The organism is Streptomyces sp. NPDC006552 (assembly GCF_040611655.1).
In the GTDB taxonomy this organism is placed as follows: Bacteria; Actinomycetota; Actinomycetes; order Streptomycetales; family Streptomycetaceae; genus Streptomyces.
Genome location: NZ_JBEXOS010000052.1, coordinates 41,276 through 59,442, shown reverse-complemented (window position 1 = coordinate 59,442; position 18,167 = coordinate 41,276). Strand labels below are relative to the sequence as shown.

Below are 18,167 nucleotides of genomic sequence, written 5' to 3'. Positions count from 1 at the left end.
GGCACGTCGGCGAGCAGTTCGGGCCGGGCCCGGCTCGGGGCGGGCCTGGTGCGCGTACCGGACGTGCCTGGTCACCGGCCCCCCACCCCTGGCCTACAGGCTGATCTGCGGCGCTACAGGTACAGGCCCGTCGAATCCTCCGAGCCCTCGAACCGGTCGGCCGCCACCGCGTGCAGGTCCCGCTCGCGCATCAGCACGTACGCGACCCCGCGCACCTCGACCTCGGCCCGGTCCTCCGGATCGAAGAGCACCCGGTCGCCCGGCTCCACGGCCCGCACGTTCTGCCCGACCGCCACCACCTCGGCCCAGGCCAGCCGCCGACCGACCGCCGCCGTCGCGGGGATCAGGATGCCGCCGCCGCTGCGCCGCTCACCCTCCGCGGTGTCCTGGCGCACCAGCACGCGGTCGTGCAGCATGCGGATCGGCAACTTGTCGTCGTGACGGTTCTTCTGGCTCACGGCGACGAACCTACCTGTCCCAGGGCCACGCGGGCGCCCCGGGTCAGTCCTTGCGGCGCCGCGAGCCCACCGTGAGCAGCCCGACCACCCCGACCACGACGAGCGCGGCCGGCACGATCCGCCCGAGCCGCGGCGCGCCCTCCTCGGAGACGAACTGGCCCTTCACCTCGGAGACGAGCCGGTTGGCACCGACGTACGCCCGTCCGAGGGTGTGATCGACGTTCGACACCAGCTTGGCCTTCGCGTCGCCGACGATCGTCTTCGGGTGCACGCGCACCCCGATCTCGTCGAGCGTCTCGGCCAGAGCCTGACGGCGGCGCTTGATGTCCGCCTCGATCTGCGCCGACGTCCGCGTATCCGGCGTATCCGACGTGCTGGACGTATCCGACACCGCGCTGCCTCCGTGGTCGCTTCGTTTCCGCTCGCTGTCCTGCGTGACGGCTGAAGGACAGTCTGTCAGCTCAGGGCCGACCTCACCCCACGGCACCCCTATTACCCTCGTCCGGAGTCACGTGGCACCACCCATTCCCGCGAGGAGAACACGAGCGATATGAGCGAGCGACTTCAGCCCGGCGACACCGCCCCCGCCTTCACCCTCCCCGACGCCGACGGCAACGAGGTCTCCCTCGCCGACCACCGCGGCCGCAAGACGATCGTCTACTTCTACCCCGCCGCCCTCACCCCCGGATGCACCAAGCAGGCGTGCGACTTCACCGACAACCTCGACGTGCTCGCCGCCGCCGGCTACGACGTCATCGGCGTCTCCCCCGACAAGCCGGAGAAGCTCGCCAAGTTCCGCGACCAGGAGAACCTCAAGGTCACCCTGGTCGGCGACCCGGAGAAGAAGGTCCTGGCGGCCTACGGCGCCTTCGGCGAGAAGAAGCTCTACGGCAAGGTCGTCACCGGCGTCATCCGCTCCACGGTCGTCGTCGACGCCGACGGCACGGTCGAGCACGCCTTCTACAACGTGAAGGCGACCGGCCACGTGGCGAAGATCATCAAGGACCTCGGCATCTGACCAGCCCGGCCGGGTACCCCGCTGCGCTGTGACGAAAGTCCCCACGCCCGGGGACTTTCGTTTGCGAGCGCCACCATCGAGCAAGTGATCCCCTGGGAAGCGATGTATGTCCACAGAAGGGATCGCCATGTCCACCGACACCGAGGAAGGGCGTACCCCGCCCGACCCGGAGGCGGTCAAGCGTCACCCGGCGCTGTTCCGCGCCGTCAGGCGGCGTAAGAACCCGCCCCTGCGCCGCACCGACATCACCGTCACCGACGACGCGGCGGTGAAGCGGGCGGTCAAGGCGGCCTCGCTCGGCAACGCCATGGAGTGGTTCGACTTCGGGATCTACTCCTACCTCGCGGTCACCATCGGCCACGTCTTCTTCCCGTCCGGGAACGACACGGTCCAGCTGATCTCGTCCTTCGCGACCTTCGCCGTCTCCTTCCTGGTCCGCCCGGTCGGCGGCATGGTCTTCGGCCCGATGGGTGACAAGATCGGCCGCAAGAAGGTCCTGGCGATGACCATGATCCTGATGGCGGTCGGCACCTTCGCCATCGGCCTGATCCCGTCCTACGCCACCATCGGCTTCTGGGCGCCGGTCCTGCTCATCCTCTTCCGCCTCGTCCAGGGCTTCTCCACCGGCGGCGAGTACGGCGGCGCCTCCACCTTCATCGCCGAGTACGCCCCCGACAAGCGCCGCGGCTACTTCGGCAGCTTCCTGGAGTTCGGCACACTCTCCGGATACGTCGGCGCGGCCGGCCTCGTCACCATCCTCACCGCCGTGCTCGGCAGCGACGGCATGGAGTCCTGGGGCTGGCGCGTACCGTTCCTCGTCGCGGGCCCCATCGGCATCGTCGGCCTCTACCTGCGGCTGAAGCTGGACGAGACCCCGGCCTTCCAGAAGCTGGAGGACGAATCCGCGCACAAGGCGACGGACGCGGCCTCCGCGGTCGAGACCACCGCCAAGGGCGACCTCGCCAAGATCTTCCGCGACTACTGGCCGACGCTGATCCTCTGCATCTGCCTGGTCGGCGCGTACAACATCACCGACTACATGCTGCTCTCGTACATGCCGACCTATCTGTCGGACGAGATGGGCTACTCCGAGGCCCACGGCCTGATCATCCTCATCGCCACGATGATCGTCCTGATGTGCATCATCAGCCAGATCGGCAAGCTCTCCGACCACTTCGGCCGCAAGCCGCTCCTGATGACCGGCATGCTCGGCTTTTTGGTCACCTCCATCCCGGCCTTCCTGCTGGTCAAGAACGGCGCCCTGTGGGCCGTCTCGCTCGGCATGCTGATGCTCGGCCTCTCCCTGGTCTGCATGCTCGGCACCATGTCCGCGGCGCTCCCCGCGCTCTTTCCGACCCAGGTCCGCTACGGCTCCCTCTCGGTCGGCTACAACCTCTCCGCCTCGCTCTTCGGCGGCACGACCCCGCTGGTCGTCACGGCCCTCATCTCGTGGACGGGCACCGACATGATGCCCGCGTACTACGCCATGGCGGCGGCCCTGGTCGGCGTCATCGCGGTCGCCTGCATGAAGGAGACCGCGCAGAAGCCGCTGGCCGGTTCCCCACCGTCGGTGGAGACCGAGCGAGAGGCGGCGGAAATGGTCGAGTCCCAGGCCCCGTCCCCGAGGTTCTGACCCCGCCCCACCCCTCCCCCGCTTTCCGGATCGGGCCGTTCCGCATTTCGTGCGTGACGGTCCGATTTTCGGTTCGTTGGGCTGTACGAGAAGCGAACGGGCGAACGAGGAGGGGGCGTTATGGCTGGACAGCGATACACCCGGGAGTTACTGGAGGAAGCGGCGCGCCGGGCGTCCTCGTGGGATGAGGCGGTGCGGTGGTGTGGGGGTGAGCCGACGACCGGGAGCAGAAGCTACCTCCGCAAGAAGATGGCGGAGGCGGGGATCGACACCTCCCACTTCCCGAGCCAGTGGGTACGGCACACCGAAGCGCGGCTGCGCCAGGCCGTGGCCGCCGCGCGGTCGCTGAAGGAAGTCGTCGGCCTGCTCGGCATCAGCAACGTCGGGGGGAACCAGGCTCATATCGGCCGCCGGATCGCCGCCCTGGGCATCGACACCTCCCACTTCGTGGTCCGGCGCGGTGGGCCGAAGGGCTCCCGCGGAGAAGTCCTGGCCTTGAGGCCGCCCGCGGAAGGCCGAGTACCCGGGCACCGGCTGCGCGCGGCCTTGCTGCGCCGCGGGGTGCCCGAGCGGTGTGCCGAGTGCGGAGTCGGTGTGGAGTGGAACGGCGGTCCCCTCCGGCACGAAGTCGACCATGTCAACGGGGAATGGTGGGACAACCGTCCGGAGAACCTGCGCCTGCTGTGCCCCAACTGCCACGCGGTGACCGACACTTACCGCGGCCGGAAGCGGGGTACGGCGTGACACGGTATCCCCGGAGACTGCTCACCGCGGAGGCCGCGAAGTCATCGAGCGTCGTTGACCTGATGCGGCGCCTGGGCACCCCGATGGGCTCCAAACCACGCCGTTATCTGCTGGCACGGCTCGCGCACTACGGGATCGACACCTCTCACTTCTGCGAAGAACCGCTTCCCCCGCGTGCGCCGAGGTCGTTCGCCAAGGAGATCCTGGCCGATGCGGCGGCACGCTCCACCAGCATCCGCGACATGTTCGTCCACATGGGCATCCCTCCACAGGACGGGCCGTACGGGCATGTCCGGCGGAAGCTCGACACCTTCGGCATCGACACCAGCCACTTCACCAGCGGCCGCGCCAGGACGGGCGAACACCTCTATCCACAGGCGGAGTTCACTCGCGCCGTGGCATCGTCCCGGACCCTCGCAGCCGTCCTGCGAAAACTGGGTGAGCCCCGCGTCAACGGATCGACGTTTGCCAAGGCGAAGCGCAGCATCGACGCCTACGGGCTCTCGACCGAGCACTTCACCGGGCAGGGTCACCTGGTGGGTACGGTCTCACCCCGACGCAAGGGAGCGCAGGCCATCCTGGTCCGCCAGGCACCGGGTTCTCGGCGTACGCCCACGTCGCTGTTGCGCCGGGCGCTGTGCGACATCGGCACCCCTGCCGTGTGCGCGGCGTGCGGCTTGGGCGAGCTCTGGCGAGGCAAGCGACTGGTCCTGGAGATCGACCACGTCAACGGAGACCGCGCGGACAACCGTCCGGAGAATCTGCGGTATCTGTGCCCGTCCTGCCACAGCCAGACCAGAACCTTCTCGAACCGGCGCCCCTTCGCCCAGTAGAGTAAGCCGGGCGGGTCCGTACCCCAGCTGGCCGAGAGGGCGCCGGTTTAGGTCCGGTGTGTCGTGGGTTCGAGTCCCACCGGGCCCACACGCCGAGGGGCGCGGCCTGTGCAGGCCGCGCCCCTCGTCACTCTCCCGGCGCTCAGCCCACCAGCTCCCGCACCACCGGCACCAGCGCCCGAAACGCCTTCCCCCGGTGGGAGATCGCGTTCTTCTCCGCCGGGGTCAGCTCCGCGCACGTGCGGGTGGAGCCCTCGACCTGGAGGATCGGGTCGTAGCCGAAGCCGCCCGTGCCCGCGGGAGCGTGCCGCAGGACTCCGCGGAGCTGGCCCTCGACCACGCGCTCCGTGCCGTCCGGCAGCGCGAGCGCCGCCGCGCAGGCGAAGTGGGCGGTGCGGTGGCGGTCCTCGTCGATGTCGCCGAGCTGGGCGAGGAGCAGGTCGAGGTTGGCCTGGTCGTCGCCGTGCTTGCCGGCCCAGCGGGCGGAGAAGATGCCGGGCGCGCCGCCGAGGACGTCGACGCAGAGGCCGGAGTCGTCGGCGACGGCGGGCAGGCCGGTGGCGCGGGCGAGGGCGTGGGCCTTGAGGAGGGCGTTCTCGGCGAAGGTGACGCCGGTCTCGCGGACGTCGGGGATGTCGGGGTAGGCGTCCGCGCCGACGAGTTCGTGGGGCAGGCCGGCGTCGGCGAGGATGGCGCGGAGTTCGACGATCTTGCCGTTGTTGCGGGTGGCGAGGATGAGGCGGGTCATGCCTTCAGTATCCCGCCACCCGCGGCGGCGCGGTCGCGGTGGCCGCTACGGCGTGCAGACCTTGGTGAGTTCGCCCGCGGCGTCGGTGACCGGGGTGACGTCGGGGGTCTCGTCGCCGTTCTTGATGGCTGTGCGGACATTGTCGACGGCCTTGTCGAGGTCGCCGACGGCCCGGGAGACGTCGGCGTCGTCGGTCTTGTCGCCGATGCTGTCGAGGTTGGTGTCGATGGAGGCGAGGGCCTCGTCGGCCTGGCCGGGGTCGTTCGCCGCGTTCTCGACGGCCTGCTGGAGGTCGGTGACGCTGTCGGCGATGGCGTCGGCGGTCTGGACGCAGTCGAGCGCCTTGTCGACGGCGGAGCAGCCGGCGGCGGCCGGCAGGGCGGTCAGTGCGACGGCTGCCGCGAGTAGGGCGGTGCGGCGGTGGCGGCGCGCGGCCATGGAACGGTCCTCCCCTGAAGTACGGACGGGTGGGCGGCGGTTGCGGATGCGTGCCGTCCACCCGTTCGTAGGGACGCGGTGGGTGGCCTGCTGGTTGCCACCATGCTTGGGGAGTTCTTTACCTGCGTGGCGGGGGTTATGCGGGGTCGGTGGGGGTGAGTGCCTGGCGCTGGGCGGCGGCGAGTTCGTCGCAGCCGGCGACGGCGAGGTCGAGGAGGGAGTTCAGTTCGGCGCGGTCGAAGGGTTCGGCTTCGGCGGTGCCCTGGATCTCGACGAAGCGGCCGTCGCCGGTGCAGACGACGTTCATGTCGGTGTCGGCGCGGACGTCTTCCTCGTAGCAGAGGTCGAGGAGGGGCGTGCCGCCGACGATGCCGACGGAGACGGCGCTGACGGTACCGGTGAGGGGCTGCCGGTTGGCCTTGATGATCTTCTTGCCCTGGGCCCAGGCGACGGCGTCGGCGAGGGCGACGTAGGCGCCGGTGATGGCGGCGGTGCGGGTGCCGCCGTCGGCCTGGAGGACGTCGCAGTCGAGGACGATGGTGTTCTCGCCGAGCGCCTTGTAGTCGATGACGGCGCGCAGGGAGCGGCCGATGAGGCGGCTGATCTCGTGGGTGCGGCCGCCGATCTTGCCGCGGACGGCTTCGCGGTCGCCGCGGGTGTTGGTGGAGCGGGGCAGCATCGAGTACTCGGCGGTGACCCAGCCCTCGCCGCTGCCCTTGCGCCAGCGCGGGACGCCTTCGGTGAAGGAGGCTGTGCAGAAGACTTTGGTGTCGCCGAAGGAGACGAGGACGGAGCCTTCGGCGTGCTTGCTCCAGCCGCGTTCGATGGTGATCGGGCGGAGCTGTTCGGGGGTGCGGCCGTCGATGCGAGACATGGGCCCGAGCCTATCGGGAGCGGGCGGGGACGCAGGACGGGGCGGGTTGGGCGGGGTCTGGGGCCCGGGTGGCCCCCGGGCGGGACCAGGTGGGCGGGGGCGAGCGAGAGCAGGGGACCCGACGGGCCGGGCCGGGCGAGACCAGTGGGCGGGGTCGATGGGCAGGTCCAGTGCGGGGGGCCACGGGCCGGGACGGGAAAGGCCGCCGGCCCGGGGTGTGCGGGGCGGCGGCCTTTCTGGTCTGGGCGGGAGCCGGGTGCGGGCCCGGTCCCGGTCAGAGGTGGCGACTCACATCATGTCTTCGATGTCGGCGGCGATGGGGTCGGCGTCGGTGCCGATGACGACCTGGATCGCGGTGCCCATCTTCACGACGCCGTGGGCGCCGGCGGCCTTCAGGGCGGCCTCGTCGACCAGGGCCGGGTCCTTGACCTCGGTGCGCAGGCGCGTGATGCAGCCCTCGATCTCGTCGATGTTCTCGATGCCGCCGAGCCCGGCGACGATCTTCTCAGCCTTGGTGGCCATTGCGTTCTCCCTGTGGTTCCCCGGCCCGCCGTGTGGGCCGCTTTGTCACGGTAACCCACGGTTGGCCCAACTTCGCGAGCGGTGGCGCCGCCCGTCCCGAAAGATGACGAGCGACGACCAGCACGTGGACGGACCCGTCCCGCGACTGGTCTACACCAGTTTCCGACAACCGCCAAACGTGGTTTGTCCCGGGAGGACGCCCATGAGCGCGAACGCCGCCGCCACGCCGCGACAGAGCCCCTGGGGGAACTTCTTCCAGGGGCTCCAGAAGATGGGACGCAGCCTTCAGCTGCCCATCGCCGTCCTGCCGGCCGCCGGTATCGTCAACCGGCTCGGCCAGCCCGACGTCTTCGGCGACGACGGGCTCGGCTGGACCAATGTGGCGAAGGTCTTCGCGGGCGCGGGCGGCGCCCTGCTCGACGCCGATCTCGGGCTGCCGCTGCTGTTCTGCATCGGTGTCGCGATCGGTATGGCCAAGAAGGCGGACGGATCCACGGCGCTCGCGGCGGTGGCGGGCTTCCTCGTCTACCGGGGGGTGCTGCGCCAGTTCCCGATCGACTGCGCCGACGGGGCGAAGGCCGTGGCGGTGGGGTGCCAGGCGGCGGACAACACCGTCTCCGCGTTCCAGTACCAGAATCCGGGCGTCTTCGGCGGCATCATCATGGGCTTCCTGGCGTCGTTCTTCTGGGTCCGCTACCACCGTACGAAGCTGGTGTCGTGGCTCGGCTTCTTCAACGGCCGCCGGCTCGTCCCGATCATCATGGCGTTCATCGGCATCGTCTTCGCCGTGATCTGCCTGTGGATCTGGCCGCCGATCGGTGACGCGCTGGAGCACTTCTCGGACTGGTTGCAGGGGCTGGGGGCGATCGGCTCGGGCATCTTCGGTGTCGCCAACCGCGCGCTGCTGGTGATCGGCCTGCACCAGTTCCTCAACGTGCCGCTGTGGTTCCAGTTCGGCTCGTACACCAAGCCGGACGGCACGACCGTGCACGGGGACATCAACATGTTCCTCAGTGGCGATCCGTCCGCCGGCATCTATCAGACGGGCTTCTTCCCGATCATGATGTTCGCGCTGCCGGCGGCCTGTCTGGCGATGTACCACTGTGCGCGGCCGGAGCGGCGCAAGGCGGTCGGCGGCATGATGCTGTCGCTGGCGCTGACGTCGTTCGTCACGGGGATCACCGAGCCGATCGAGTACTCCTTCGTCTTCATCGCGCCGCTGCTGTACGCGGTGCACGCGGTGCTGACCGGGGTCTCGATGGCGGTGACGTGGGGGCTCGGGGTCAAGGACGGCTTCAGCTTCTCGGCGGGGCTCATCGACTACCTGATCAACTGGAGCCTGGCGACCAAGCCCTGGCTGATCATCGTGATCGGGCTCTGTTTCGCCGTCGTCTACTACGCGGTCTTCCGGTTCGCGATCACGAAGTTCGACCTGAAGACGCCGGGGCGTGAGCCGGAGGACGAGGTGGAGGACGTCACCAAGTAGCGCTTCCGCTCCGCTCGAAGGGCCCCTGGACTACTGGTCCGGGGGCCCTTCGTCACGTATGAGCCGGAGCGGACGCATATGTTCCAGACCACAGAATCGGCGCCTTCCTTATCTCGCCTTCACCGTGCTACAACAGGTCTACACCACTGAGTGGTGTAGACCACGCGTGCAGTTGAGCCGCGTTCCCGAGACGCCGCCGTCCCCCCTTCCCCAGGCGGCGCCTGCCCACTGGAGGAAGTTGTGTCCACGGCTAGTGCCGCGCCCGCGGCCGACAAGAAGAAGAAGGGCGCAGGCGCGATGGCTGTCATGCAGCGCATCGGCCGCAGCCTCATGCTGCCGGTCGCCGTGCTGCCCGCAGGCGCTCTGCTCGTCCGCCTCGGCAACCCCGACATGCTCGGCAGGGACTCCTTCCCGGCCTTCATCACCAAGATCGCCTCGTTCATGGCCGCGGGCGGCAACGCGATCCTCGACAACATGGCGCTGCTGTTCGCCGTCGGCATCGCGATCGGCTTCGCCAAGAAGTCGGACGGCTCCACCGCTCTGGCGGCCGTGACCGGCTACCTGGTCTTCAAGAACGTGCTGGCCACGTTCACCGACAAGAACCTGCCGAAGGTGGCCACGGCCGTCGACGGCAAGGTCGTCATGGTCGACGCCCCGGTGGACGCCAAGGTCCTCGGCGGCGTGGTCATGGGCATAGTCGTGGCCCTGCTCTACCAGCGGTTCTACCGGACCAAGCTGCCCGCCTGGGCGGGCTTCTTCGGCGGCCGCCGCCTCGTGCCGATCCTCTCCGCCTTCGCGGGCCTGATCATCGCCGTCGTCTTCGGCTACATCTGGCCGGTCCTCGGCACGGGTCTGCACAACTTCGGTGAGTGGCTGGTCGGTTCGGGCGCGGTCGGCGCCGGTATCTTCGGTGTCGCCAACCGTGCGCTGATCCCGATCGGCATGCACCACCTGCTCAACTCCTTCCCCTGGTTCCAGGCGGGTTCGTACCAGGGCAAGAGCGGTGACATCAACCGCTTCCTCGCCGGTGACCCGACCGCCGGCCAGTTCATGACCGGCTTCTTCCCGATCATGATGTTCGCCCTCCCGGCCGCCTGCCTCGCGATCGTGCACTGCGCCCGCCCCGAGCGCCGCAAGGTCGTCGGCGGCATGATGTTCTCGCTCGCCGCCACCGCGTTCGTCACCGGCGTGACCGAGCCGATCGAGTTCACGTTCATGTTCATCGCCCCGGTCCTGTACGCCATCCACGCGGTGCTCACCGGTGTCTCGATGGCCCTGACCTGGGCGCTCGGCATGAAGGACGGCTTCGGCTTCTCGGCCGGCGCGGTCGACTTCTTCCTGAACCTGGGCATTGCGACCAAGCCGTGGATGCTGGTCCTGGTCGGTCTCTGCTTCGCCGTCCTCTACTACGTGATCTTCCGGTTCGCGATCGTCAAGTTCAACCTGCCGACGCCGGGCCGCGAGTCCGACGAGGAGCTGGCGGAGCTGCTGAAGGCCGAGGCCAAGTAGCCGCACCCCCGCACATGGCGAAGGCCCCGGAACCGTACGGTTCCGGGGCCTTCGCCATGTCGCACCGGCACGCTCAGAGCTCGTACGCCGCCCCGGCCACCGCCAGCTCCACCGGCCCGTCGAAGACATCCCGCGCGTCCGCCAGGTTCACCTGCGGGTCCGTCCAGGGCGGGATGTGGGTGAGGACCAGCTTGCGGGCGCCGGCCCGGCGCGCCGCGTCGCCGGCCTCGCGGCCGTTCAGGTGCAGCTCCGGGATGTTCTCCTTGCCGTGCGTGAACGCCGCCTCGCACAGGAACAGGTCGCTGTCCGCGGCCAGTTCGTCGAGCGCGGCGCACGGCCCGGTGTCACCGGAGTACGTCAGGGAGCGGCCGCCGTGCTCGATGCGGATGGCGTACGACTCGACCGGGTGGCAGACCTTCTCCATGCGCACCGAGAAGGGGCCGATCTCGTACGCGCCCGGCTTGACGGTGTGGAAGTCGAAGACCTCGCTGAACGCGGAGGCCGAGGGGGTGTCGGCGTGCGCGGTGGTCAGCCGCTGCTCGGTGCCCTCGGGCCCGTAGACCGGCATGGGCGCGCAACGGCCGCCGTCGTGGCGGTAGTAGCGGACGACGAAGTACGCGCACATGTCGATGCAGTGGTCCGCGTGCAGATGGCTGAGGAAGATCGCGTCGAGGTCGTAGAGACCACAGTGGCGCTGCAGCTCGCCGAGGGCGCCATTGCCCATGTCGAGGAGCAGCCGGAAGCCGTCGGCCTCGACGAGGTAGCTCGAACAGGCCGAATCCGCGGACGGGAACGACCCCGAGCAGCCGACGACGGTGAGCTTCATAAGAGCCGGAACCTCCGCGCTGGCGGTCGGGAAAGCGGGTGGGGAGCGGGACTGAGGGGTCCGTCGAGCGTAAGGCGCGAAAGGGCCGGTCGCTCCTTTGTCGCGGGCCGTTGTGGGCGAACTCACCTGCGCTGTCACCGGTTCGGGGGGCGCTCGCCCGGTGCGGCGGCCCGTGCGCCCCACCGGTACCGTCGTAGCCATGGACACGTCCTGGTGGCTCGCGCTCGCGGCCGTGGTGCTGCTCGCGCTGATCGCGGCGCTCGTCGACGGCTGGGGCCGGGGCTCGCGCCGGCGACGGCTGCGCTCCGGCTCCCCCACGGCGGCCGGCGGGCCCCGGCCGGGCGAGATCTGGTGGGCGCTCGTGCCCTACGAGGACGGGCCCGGGGGCAAGGACCGCCCGTGCCTGGTGCTGAACCGGCGCGGCGACACGGTCCAGGTCGTGAAGATCACCAGCCGGCACCACGAGGAGCGGCCCGGAGTGATCGCGCTGCCGCCGGGCGCGGTGGGCGATGCGCGGGAGCGGCGCAGCTATCTGGAGACGGACGAGCTGCGGGATGTTCCGCTACGGGACTTCCGGCGGCGGGCCGGTGTGATCGACCCGGCGCTCTGGCGCCGGGTGCGGCACCTGGGCTGACGGTCTTCGCAGGAGCTGAGCCGCTTCGGAGCGCGGGCCACGGGGCTCTGCCCCGGACCCCGCTCCTCAAGCGCCGCAGGGGCTGGATCGTGCCGGACCTGGGCGAACTGTCAGGCCCACAACTGGCCGTGCAGGACCTCGATCGCCTCTTCCGTCGTGGCCGCCGTGTAGACGCCCGTCGACAGGTACTTCCAGCCGCCGTCGGCCACGACGAAGACGATGTCGGCCGCCTCGCCCGCCTTGAGCGCCTTCTTGCCCACCCCGATCGCGGCGTGCAGCGCGGCGCCCGTGGAGACGCCCGCGAAGATGCCCTCCTGCTGGAGGAGTTCGCGGGTGCGGGTGACCGCGTCGGCGGAGCCGACCGAGAAGCGGGTGGTGAGGACGGAGGCGTCGTAGAGCTCGGGGACGAAGCCCTCGTCGAGGTTGCGCAGGCCGTAGACGAGGTCGTCGTAGCGCGGTTCGGCCGCGACGATTCTGATGTCCGGCTTCTGCTCGCGCAGGTAGCGGCCGACGCCCATGAGGGTGCCGGTGGTGCCGAGCCCCGCCACGAAGTGGGTGACCGAGGGGAGGTCCGCGAGGATCTCCGGTCCGGTGGTGGCGTAGTGCGCGCCCGCGTTGTCCGGGTTGCCGTACTGGTAGAGCATCACCCAGTCCGGGTGCTGTCCGGCCAGTTCCTTGGCGATGCGCACGGCCGTGTTGGAGCCGCCCGCGGCCGGGGAGGGGATGATCTCCGCGCCCCACATGGCGAGGAGGTCGCGCCGCTCCTGGGAGGTGTTCTCCGGCATGACGCAGACGATGCGGTAGCCCTTGAGGCGGGCGGCCATCGCCAGTGAGATGCCGGTGTTGCCCGAGGTGGGTTCGAGGATGGTGCAGCCGGGGGTGAGCCGGCCGTCCTTCTCGGCCTGCTCGATCATGTGGAGCGCGGGGCGGTCCTTGACCGAGCCGGTGGGGTTGCGGTCTTCCAGCTTCGCCCAGATCCGTACGGAGTCGGCGGGCGAGAGCCGCGGCAGGCGCACCAGAGGGGTGTTGCCGACCGCGGCCAGCGGACTGTCGTAACGCATAGGTCGCTACGTCCGGCTCAGCGCATGCCGCCGGCCACGGCCGGCAGGATCGTGACGCTGTCGCCGTCGGTGAGCTTGGTGTCGATGCCGTCCAGGAAGCGGACGTCCTCGTCGTTCAGGTAGACGTTCACGAAGCGGCGCAGCTGGCCCCCGTCCACGATCCGGGCGGCGATGCCCGAGTGCCGGGTGTCCAGGTCGGTGAACAGCTCGGCGAGGTTGTCCCCGCTGCCCTGGACGGCCTTGGCGCCGTCGGTGTAGGTGCGGAGGATGGTCGGGATGCGGACCTCGATGGCCATGCTGGTGCTCCTGTCAGGAGTCGGAAGTCGTGTGGAGGGGCGCGCGGCGGTGCCCCGTACCGGCGGGCGGCCGTACGCGGAGGTGCGGTTCAGCGCGGACAGCTGGCGCCGGCGAGGCGGCACAGGTCGACGTGCAGCCGCGCCACGAGCAGCGTGCCCGGCGTCTTTTCGCTCACGTCGTGGGAAACCATGGGCTCATCGTAACGATTCCCGTCCGGGTTCCCCGAGTGTGATCTCAGCATGCGGTCGAAATCCGTCCGATGGCCGGGACGATCCTCGGATCAGGCCGTGACCTGGACCTCTTCCTCCGTCACCTGGCCCTCGACGATGCGGAACGAGCGGAACTGGAAGGGGCCCGCGTCGTCGGTGTCGGCGGTGGAGACCAGGACGTAGTGGGCGCCGGGTTCGTTGGCGTAGGAGATGTCGGTGCGTGAGGGGTAGGCCTCGGTGGCGGTGTGCGAGTGGTAGATGACCACGGGCTCCTCGTCGCGGTCGTCCATGTCGCGGTAGAGCTTGAGCAGGTCGCCGGAGTCGAACTCGTAGAACGTGGGCGAGCGGGCGGCGTTGAGCATCGGGACGAAGCGCTCGGGGCGTCCCGCGCCGGCCGGGCCGGCGACGACGCCGCACGCCTCGTCGGGGTGGTCGGCGCGGGCGTGGGCCACGATCTGGTCGTACAGGGCCTGTGAAATCGTCAGCATGCGGCCAGGATAAGCAGCAGGGCCGCCGCGTACCGGAGTGCGGTACGGGGCGGCCCAGCTGGTGAGACGCGGTGCGCGGGCGCGGGTTACGCGCGCTTGGCGAACGCGGCGCTCTGCGGGTTGCGCTTGCGCAGGAAGAAGTAGGAGACGCCGAGGACGACGCCCCACACCGGGGCCGCGTAGAGGCTGACGCGGGCGTCCTTGTCGATGCCCATCAGGACGATGACCATGGCGATGAACGCCAGTGCGAGGGCGCTGGCCCAGACGCCGCCCGGGGCGCGGAACTCGGAGACGGGCAGTTCGCCGCGGTCGGAGCGCAGGCGGTAGCGGATCTGGCAGATCAGGATGACGATCCAGGCCCACATGCCGGAGATGGTGGCGAAGGAGACGACGTAGTTGAACGCCTCGCCGGGCCACTGGTAGTTGATCCAGACGCCGACCAGCATCATCGCGGCGGAGACGGACGTGCCGATGAGCGGGAGGCCGTTCCTGGTCAGCTTGGTGAAGAAGGACGGGCCCTGGCCGTTGAGCGCGAGGTCGCGCAGCATGCGGCCGGTGGAGTACATGCCCGAGTTGCAGGAGGACAGGGCGGCGGTGAGCACGACGAAGTTGACGATGCCGGCGCCCGCGGCCAGGCCCATCTTGGAGAAGGCTTCGACGAAGGGGCTCTTGCCCGCCTCGAACTCGGTCCACGGCACGACCGAGAGGATCATGATGAGGGCGCCGACGTAGAAGACGGCGATGCGCCACGGCACGGTGTTGATCGCCTTGGGCAGGACCTTCTTCGGGTCCTTGGACTCACCGGCGGTGACGCCGACCAGCTCGACGGCGAGGAAGGCGAACATGACCATCTGGAGGGTCATCAGGGTCGAGCCGATGCCGTTCTCCCCGGCGAAGAAGCCGCCCTTGTCCCACAGGTGGGTCACGGAGGCGGTGTCGCCGGCGTCGGAGAAGCCGATGGTGAGGATGCCGGCGCAGATCAGGATCATGCCGACGATGGCGGTGACCTTGACCATGGAGAACCAGAACTCCAGCTCACCGAAGAGCTTCACGGAGATCAGGTTGGCGCCGTAGAGGATGAGGGTGAAGACGAGGGCGGAGACCCATTGCGGGATGTTCCACCAGTACGTCATGTAGGTGGCGGCGGCGGTGACCTCGGTCATGCCGGTGATGACCCAGAAGAGCCAGTACGTCCAGCCGGTCACGAAGCCCGCGAAGGGGCCGATGAACTCGCGCGCGTACTCCGAGAAGGAGCCGGAGACCGGGCGGTACATGAGGAGCTCGCCGAGCGCCCGCATGATGACGAAGATGACGAGGCCCGCGACGGCGTACGCGAGGATCAGGCTGGGGCCCGCCTTGGCGATGCCCTTGCCCGCGCCGAGGAAGAGGCCGGTCCCGATGGCGCCGCCGATGGCGATCATCTGGATCTGCCGGGAGCCGAGGCCCCGCTTGTAGCCCTCGCCGCCCTCGGCGGGGTCGCTCACGGCCTCATTGCCGGCATCGTGCTGGTCGACCTGCACTGAGGTCATGGTGCTGCGCCTTTCTCCATGCCGATCCGTGCCGTCGGTGGCCCGGATCGACTGTGACGATCCTTGGGGGCTGGGCCCCTGGATGGATGGAGCTGTGCCTGCCGGCGGTCGGCCGACAAGGGCGCCCCCGGCGGACAGGGGTGGCGTCCGTCAGGTGGTCGTGAAGATTTATCACGGCGTTCACGGTGCCCGGGACGGGCCAGTGTGACGCGGACCACTGGAAAAAGGGGACAAAAGTCGTTCGCGACCGCAATGGGGGTCCGGGCGGTGACGCGATCGTTATGCGGATTTGAGTACCCGCTGAGCGAACACGGCCGCGCGCGCCGCCCGGAAGGCACCCATTTCAGCCCGACATGTCAGGGCATAAGGGTTTCGACCAGAGTCTCCTGGAGGCCGCCCAGCCACAGGTACGCCATCACCATCGGTTTGCGCGGGTCCTCGTCCGGGAGCCGGTAGAGGAGGTCCGTGTCCTCCTCGTCGGTGATGTCCAGGCGAGTACCGATGGCCAGGCGCAGGTCGTTCAGGGCCCGCATCCACTGGACGGACTCGTCCTGGGAGAGCTTCAGGACGGCGCCGCCACCGCCGCCGTCCGGGCTGAGCGCGTCCAGCGAGCGGACCACCGCGAGGGCGTCCGCACGCTTGCCGGCCCGCAGGTCGTTCTCGGTGAAGCGGCGGAACTCCGAGGAGTAGGCCCGCAGTTCGTCCGCGTCCGCGCCGCGCACGCCGTCCTCGGCGGCCGGGCCGCCGTAGGCGTCCGGGAGCAGCCGGCGCAGCACGGCGTCGGTGGGCGGTTCGCTGGGGCCCTCGGCGAAGAGTTCGGCGAGCGGGTCGTCCGAGATCTCGCCGCCGGGCCCCGGGCCGATCAGCTCCAGGAGCTGGACGGCGAGCGAGCGGATGATGGAGATCTCGACGTCGTCGAGGGCGACGGCCGCGCCGCCGGGGATCGGTTCGAAGTGCCCGGGCATCAGAGCGCGGTACCTCTCGCGTACGTCGTCAGCACTTGCCTACTTCCGATCCTGTTGCAGCGTGGCCCACAGGCCGTATCCGTGCATGGCCTGGACGTCGCGCTCCATCTCCTCGCGGCTCCCGGTGGAGACGACGGCCCGTCCCTTGTGGTGGACGTCCATCATGAGCTTCGTGGCCTTCTCCTTGGAGTAGCCGAAGTAGCTCTGGAAGACGTACGTCACATAACTCATCAGGTTGACCGGGTCGTTGTGGACGAGCGTGATCCAGGGGACGTCCGGCTCGGGGACCACGGAGATGTCCTCCGTGGTCTCGGGGCTTTCGATCTCAAAGGGTGCTGGAGCCGTCACACGGCCCATGCTGCCACCACCGGGCGGGAACCGCACAAACGGGCCGCTCCTGCCGTTCGCACAGATGGACCCCTGAAATCGTCACCTTGACGCTAAGAGGGGGTAGCATCCGGGACATGAACACAGCGGACCTTGGCCTGCCGGTGGACGTTCCGTCGACAGCGCTCTTCACCGATCACTACGAGCTGACGATGCTGCAGGCCGCCCTGCACGGGGGCGCGGCCGACCGCCACTCGGTCTTCGAGGTCTTCACCCGCCGGCTTCCCGAGGGCCGGCGCTACGGCGTCGTCGCGGGCACCGGGCGCGTCCTGGACGCCGTGGAGAACTTCCGCTTCGACGCGGGCGTCCTCGGCTTCCTGCGCGAGCGCGGCGTGGTCGACGAGCCGACCCTCGAATGGCTCGCGCAGTACCGTTTCTCCGGCGACATCTGGGGCTACCCGGAGGGCGAGGTCTACTTCCCCGGCTCGCCGGTCCTGCGTGTCGAGGGCTCCTTCGCCGAGTGCGTGCTCCTGGAGACGGTGATCCTCTCCATCCTCAACCACGACTCGGCGATCGCGGCGGCCGCCTCGCGCATGGCCTCCGCCGCCGCCGGCCGGCCGCTGATCGAGATGGGCGCGCGGCGCACGCACGAGCTGGCCGCCGTCGCCGCCTCGCGCGCCGCCTACGTGGGCGGCTTCGCGACGACGTCGGACCTGGCGGCCGGGTTCCGGTACGGCATCCCGACCGTCGGCACCAGCGCCCACGCCTTCACGCTGCTGCACGACACCGAGCGCGACGCCTTCCGCGCCCAGGTCGACTCGCTCGGCGAGGGCACGACGCTGCTGGTGGACACCTACGACGTGCAGGAAGCGGTCCGTACCGCCGTGGAGATCGCGGGGCCGGGGCTCGGCGCCGTCCGGATCGACTCCGGCGACCTGCTGCTCGTCGCGCACCGGGTGCGCAAGGAGCTGGACGAGCTCGGCGCGCACGACACGAAGATCGTGGTCACCTCCGACCTCGACGAGTACGCCATCGCCTCGCTGGCCGCCGCACCCGTGGACGCGTACGGCGTCGGCACGCAGCTGGTGACCGGCTCCGGGCACCCCACCTGCTCGATGGTCTACAAGCTGGTGGCGCGCGCGGAGTCCGCCGATCCGACGGCGCCGCTGGTGCCCGTCGCCAAGAAGTCGGCCGGCGGCAAGACGTCCATCGGCGGCCGCAAGTGGGCGGCGCGCCGGCTCGACCGGGACGGCGCCGCCGAGGCGGAGGTCGTGGGCGTCGGCCCGGTGCCGGCAGAGCTCGCGGACCGCCAGCTGCTGGTCGAGCTGGTCAAGGGCGGCGAGGTGCTCGCCCGGGAGCCGCTGGACGCGGTGCGCGAGCGGCACATCGCGGCCCGCGACGGTCTTCCGCTGTCGGCGACGCAGCTCTCCCGGGGCGAGGCCGTCATCCCCACCGAGTACGTGTGAGACCCGGCCGTGCGGGCGGGGGCGCGGGCCGCCCTCTCCCGCTCGGCACGCGAAGCTTCTACGCTCGTAATCCTCCGGGCCGAAATCCGGCCCTTCACTAAG

General features: G+C 69.8%; 22 protein-coding genes and 1 tRNA gene. 9 read left to right on the top strand and 14 right to left on the bottom strand.

Annotation, left to right across the window (positions count from 1 at the left end; translation table 11 throughout):
* Window positions 1-113: 113 nt before the first annotated feature.
* Both ABZY33_RS26095 and ABZY33_RS26090 read right to left on the bottom strand, forming a co-directional pair.
* A complete protein-coding gene (locus ABZY33_RS26095; RefSeq protein ID WP_356494105.1) occupies window positions 114-416 on the bottom strand; it encodes a co-chaperone GroES in 303 nt (100 codons plus the stop codon).
* A gap of 85 nt (window positions 417-501) precedes the next feature.
* A complete protein-coding gene (locus ABZY33_RS26090; RefSeq protein ID WP_356494100.1) occupies window positions 502-849 on the bottom strand; it encodes a DUF3618 domain-containing protein in 348 nt (115 codons plus the stop codon).
* A 159-nt stretch (window positions 850-1,008) separates the two neighbouring features.
* Here ABZY33_RS26090 and bcp point away from each other — a divergent pair, with 159 nt between their 5' ends.
* The 5 genes from bcp to ABZY33_RS26065 all read left to right on the top strand — a co-directional run bounded on the left by bcp (window position 1,009) and on the right by ABZY33_RS26065 (window position 4,774).
* Entirely contained in the window at window positions 1,009-1,476 is a 468-nt protein-coding gene (gene bcp / locus ABZY33_RS26085; protein WP_356494099.1) for a thioredoxin-dependent thiol peroxidase, read from the top strand.
* Window positions 1,477-1,603: 127 nt separating this feature from the next.
* Complete coding sequence (proP, locus tag ABZY33_RS26080; RefSeq protein ID WP_356494104.1) at window positions 1,604-3,109, top strand: glycine betaine/L-proline transporter ProP; 1,506 nt, start codon at window positions 1,604-1,606, stop codon at window positions 3,107-3,109.
* A 120-nt stretch (window positions 3,110-3,229) separates the two neighbouring features.
* Window positions 3,230-3,853, top strand: a complete 624-nt coding sequence (locus ABZY33_RS26075; protein WP_356494098.1) for an HNH endonuclease signature motif containing protein — start codon at window positions 3,230-3,232, stop codon at window positions 3,851-3,853.
* Between the two features lie 62 nt (window positions 3,854-3,915).
* Window positions 3,916-4,686, top strand: a complete 771-nt coding sequence (locus ABZY33_RS26070) for an HNH endonuclease (RefSeq protein ID WP_356494097.1) — start codon at window positions 3,916-3,918, stop codon at window positions 4,684-4,686.
* 12 nt (window positions 4,687-4,698) lie between these two features.
* A tRNA-Leu gene (locus ABZY33_RS26065) sits at window positions 4,699-4,774 on the top strand.
* A 54-nt stretch (window positions 4,775-4,828) separates the two neighbouring features.
* On the opposite strand, the gene rdgB is transcribed toward ABZY33_RS26065, so the two are convergent.
* The 4 genes from rdgB to ABZY33_RS26045 form a co-directional block, all read right to left on the bottom strand.
* Window positions 4,829-5,434 (bottom strand): RdgB/HAM1 family non-canonical purine NTP pyrophosphatase, encoded by a 606-nt coding sequence (gene rdgB / locus ABZY33_RS26060; RefSeq protein WP_356494096.1) that lies wholly within the window; start codon window positions 5,432-5,434, stop codon window positions 4,829-4,831.
* Between the two features lie 45 nt (window positions 5,435-5,479).
* Complete coding sequence (locus ABZY33_RS26055; RefSeq protein ID WP_356494095.1) at window positions 5,480-5,872, bottom strand: hypothetical protein; 393 nt, start codon at window positions 5,870-5,872, stop codon at window positions 5,480-5,482.
* 136 nt (window positions 5,873-6,008) lie between these two features.
* Window positions 6,009-6,746 carry a ribonuclease PH gene (gene rph / locus ABZY33_RS26050; protein WP_356494094.1) on the bottom strand — a complete coding sequence of 246 codons (738 nt, stop codon included), beginning with the start codon at window positions 6,744-6,746 and terminating at the stop codon, window positions 6,009-6,011.
* 288 nt (window positions 6,747-7,034) lie between these two features.
* On the bottom strand, window positions 7,035-7,268 hold the full coding sequence (locus ABZY33_RS26045) for a PTS glucose/sucrose transporter subunit IIB (RefSeq protein WP_356494093.1): 234 nt from the start codon (window positions 7,266-7,268) through the stop codon (window positions 7,035-7,037).
* Between the two features lie 202 nt (window positions 7,269-7,470).
* On the opposite strand from ABZY33_RS26045, the gene ABZY33_RS26040 reads away from it, so the two are divergent.
* Together ABZY33_RS26040 and ABZY33_RS26035 are read left to right on the top strand one after the other, a co-directional pair.
* Window positions 7,471-8,754, top strand: coding sequence for a PTS transporter subunit EIIC (locus tag ABZY33_RS26040; protein ID WP_356494092.1), 1,284 nt, complete (start codon window positions 7,471-7,473; stop codon window positions 8,752-8,754).
* Window positions 8,755-8,994: 240 nt separating this feature from the next.
* A complete protein-coding gene (locus ABZY33_RS26035; RefSeq protein WP_356494091.1) occupies window positions 8,995-10,263 on the top strand; it encodes a PTS transporter subunit EIIC in 1,269 nt (422 codons plus the stop codon).
* Between the two features lie 73 nt (window positions 10,264-10,336).
* Here ABZY33_RS26035 and ABZY33_RS26030 read toward each other — a convergent pair whose 3' ends face one another.
* Window positions 10,337-11,089 carry an MBL fold metallo-hydrolase gene (locus ABZY33_RS26030; protein ID WP_356494090.1) on the bottom strand — a complete coding sequence of 251 codons (753 nt, stop codon included), beginning with the start codon at window positions 11,087-11,089 and terminating at the stop codon, window positions 10,337-10,339.
* A gap of 199 nt (window positions 11,090-11,288) precedes the next feature.
* On the opposite strand from ABZY33_RS26030, the gene ABZY33_RS26025 reads away from it, so the two are divergent.
* A complete protein-coding gene (locus ABZY33_RS26025) occupies window positions 11,289-11,723 on the top strand; it encodes a type II toxin-antitoxin system PemK/MazF family toxin (RefSeq protein WP_356494089.1) in 435 nt (144 codons plus the stop codon).
* A 110-nt stretch (window positions 11,724-11,833) separates the two neighbouring features.
* Here ABZY33_RS26025 and ABZY33_RS26020 read toward each other — a convergent pair whose 3' ends face one another.
* From ABZY33_RS26020 to clpS, 7 genes are all read right to left on the bottom strand, one after another.
* Window positions 11,834-12,784 carry a cysteine synthase gene (locus ABZY33_RS26020; protein WP_356494088.1) on the bottom strand — a complete coding sequence of 317 codons (951 nt, stop codon included), beginning with the start codon at window positions 12,782-12,784 and terminating at the stop codon, window positions 11,834-11,836.
* 17 nt (window positions 12,785-12,801) lie between these two features.
* A complete protein-coding gene (locus ABZY33_RS26015; RefSeq protein ID WP_356494087.1) occupies window positions 12,802-13,080 on the bottom strand; it encodes a MoaD/ThiS family protein in 279 nt (92 codons plus the stop codon).
* Window positions 13,081-13,169: 89 nt separating this feature from the next.
* Window positions 13,170-13,271, bottom strand: a complete 102-nt coding sequence (locus ABZY33_RS26010) for a putative leader peptide (RefSeq protein ID WP_356494086.1) — start codon at window positions 13,269-13,271, stop codon at window positions 13,170-13,172.
* A gap of 90 nt (window positions 13,272-13,361) precedes the next feature.
* Window positions 13,362-13,778, bottom strand: coding sequence for a M67 family metallopeptidase (locus ABZY33_RS26005; protein ID WP_356494085.1), 417 nt, complete (start codon window positions 13,776-13,778; stop codon window positions 13,362-13,364).
* 86 nt (window positions 13,779-13,864) lie between these two features.
* The gene (locus tag ABZY33_RS26000) at window positions 13,865-15,307 is read right to left on the bottom strand and encodes an amino acid permease (RefSeq protein WP_356494084.1); all 1,443 of its coding nucleotides are present in this window, start codon (window positions 15,305-15,307) and stop codon (window positions 13,865-13,867) included.
* Between the two features lie 356 nt (window positions 15,308-15,663).
* Entirely contained in the window at window positions 15,664-16,272 is a 609-nt protein-coding gene (locus ABZY33_RS25995) for a DUF2017 domain-containing protein (RefSeq protein WP_356494083.1), read from the bottom strand.
* 39 nt (window positions 16,273-16,311) lie between these two features.
* A complete protein-coding gene (clpS, locus tag ABZY33_RS25990; RefSeq protein ID WP_356494082.1) occupies window positions 16,312-16,629 on the bottom strand; it encodes an ATP-dependent Clp protease adapter ClpS in 318 nt (105 codons plus the stop codon).
* 107 nt (window positions 16,630-16,736) lie between these two features.
* On the opposite strand from clpS, the gene ABZY33_RS25985 reads away from it, so the two are divergent.
* Window positions 16,737-18,065 (top strand): nicotinate phosphoribosyltransferase, encoded by a 1,329-nt coding sequence (locus ABZY33_RS25985; RefSeq protein ID WP_356494081.1) that lies wholly within the window; start codon window positions 16,737-16,739, stop codon window positions 18,063-18,065.
* The last annotated feature ends 102 nt before the right edge of the window (window positions 18,066-18,167 follow it).

Excerpts from the sequence above, each read along its gene's own strand:
- ABZY33_RS26055 (WP_356494095.1), bottom strand. The coding sequence starts at position 5,872 with ATGGCCGCGCGCCGCCACCGCCGCACCGCCCTACTCGCGGCAGCCGTC.
- ABZY33_RS26015 (WP_356494087.1), bottom strand. The coding sequence starts at position 13,080 with ATGGCCATCGAGGTCCGCATCCCGACCATCCTCCGCACCTACACCGAC.
- ABZY33_RS25985 (WP_356494081.1), top strand. The coding sequence starts at position 16,737 with ATGAACACAGCGGACCTTGGCCTGCCGGTGGACGTTCCGTCGACAGCG.
- ABZY33_RS26005 (WP_356494085.1), bottom strand. The coding sequence starts at position 13,778 with ATGCTGACGATTTCACAGGCCCTGTACGACCAGATCGTGGCCCACGCC.
- rdgB (WP_356494096.1), bottom strand. The coding sequence starts at position 5,434 with ATGACCCGCCTCATCCTCGCCACCCGCAACAACGGCAAGATCGTCGAA.
- ABZY33_RS26040 (WP_356494092.1), top strand. The coding sequence starts at position 7,471 with ATGAGCGCGAACGCCGCCGCCACGCCGCGACAGAGCCCCTGGGGGAAC.
- ABZY33_RS26020 (WP_356494088.1), bottom strand. The coding sequence starts at position 12,784 with ATGCGTTACGACAGTCCGCTGGCCGCGGTCGGCAACACCCCTCTGGTG.
- ABZY33_RS26075 (WP_356494098.1), top strand. The coding sequence starts at position 3,230 with ATGGCTGGACAGCGATACACCCGGGAGTTACTGGAGGAAGCGGCGCGC.
- clpS (WP_356494082.1), bottom strand. The coding sequence starts at position 16,629 with ATGGGCCGTGTGACGGCTCCAGCACCCTTTGAGATCGAAAGCCCCGAG.
- ABZY33_RS26095 (WP_356494105.1), bottom strand. The coding sequence starts at position 416 with ATGCTGCACGACCGCGTGCTGGTGCGCCAGGACACCGCGGAGGGTGAG.
- ABZY33_RS26010 (WP_356494086.1), bottom strand. The coding sequence starts at position 13,271 with ATGGTTTCCCACGACGTGAGCGAAAAGACGCCGGGCACGCTGCTCGTG.
- ABZY33_RS26030 (WP_356494090.1), bottom strand. The coding sequence starts at position 11,089 with ATGAAGCTCACCGTCGTCGGCTGCTCGGGGTCGTTCCCGTCCGCGGAT.
- ABZY33_RS26025 (WP_356494089.1), top strand. The coding sequence starts at position 11,289 with ATGGACACGTCCTGGTGGCTCGCGCTCGCGGCCGTGGTGCTGCTCGCG.
- bcp (WP_356494099.1), top strand. The coding sequence starts at position 1,009 with ATGAGCGAGCGACTTCAGCCCGGCGACACCGCCCCCGCCTTCACCCTC.
- ABZY33_RS26070 (WP_356494097.1), top strand. The coding sequence starts at position 3,916 with ATGCGGCGCCTGGGCACCCCGATGGGCTCCAAACCACGCCGTTATCTG.
- ABZY33_RS26000 (WP_356494084.1), bottom strand. The coding sequence starts at position 15,307 with ATGACCTCAGTGCAGGTCGACCAGCACGATGCCGGCAATGAGGCCGTG.
- ABZY33_RS25995 (WP_356494083.1), bottom strand. The coding sequence starts at position 16,272 with ATGCCCGGGCACTTCGAACCGATCCCCGGCGGCGCGGCCGTCGCCCTC.
- proP (WP_356494104.1), top strand. The coding sequence starts at position 1,604 with ATGTCCACCGACACCGAGGAAGGGCGTACCCCGCCCGACCCGGAGGCG.
- ABZY33_RS26045 (WP_356494093.1), bottom strand. The coding sequence starts at position 7,268 with ATGGCCACCAAGGCTGAGAAGATCGTCGCCGGGCTCGGCGGCATCGAG.
- rph (WP_356494094.1), bottom strand. The coding sequence starts at position 6,746 with ATGTCTCGCATCGACGGCCGCACCCCCGAACAGCTCCGCCCGATCACC.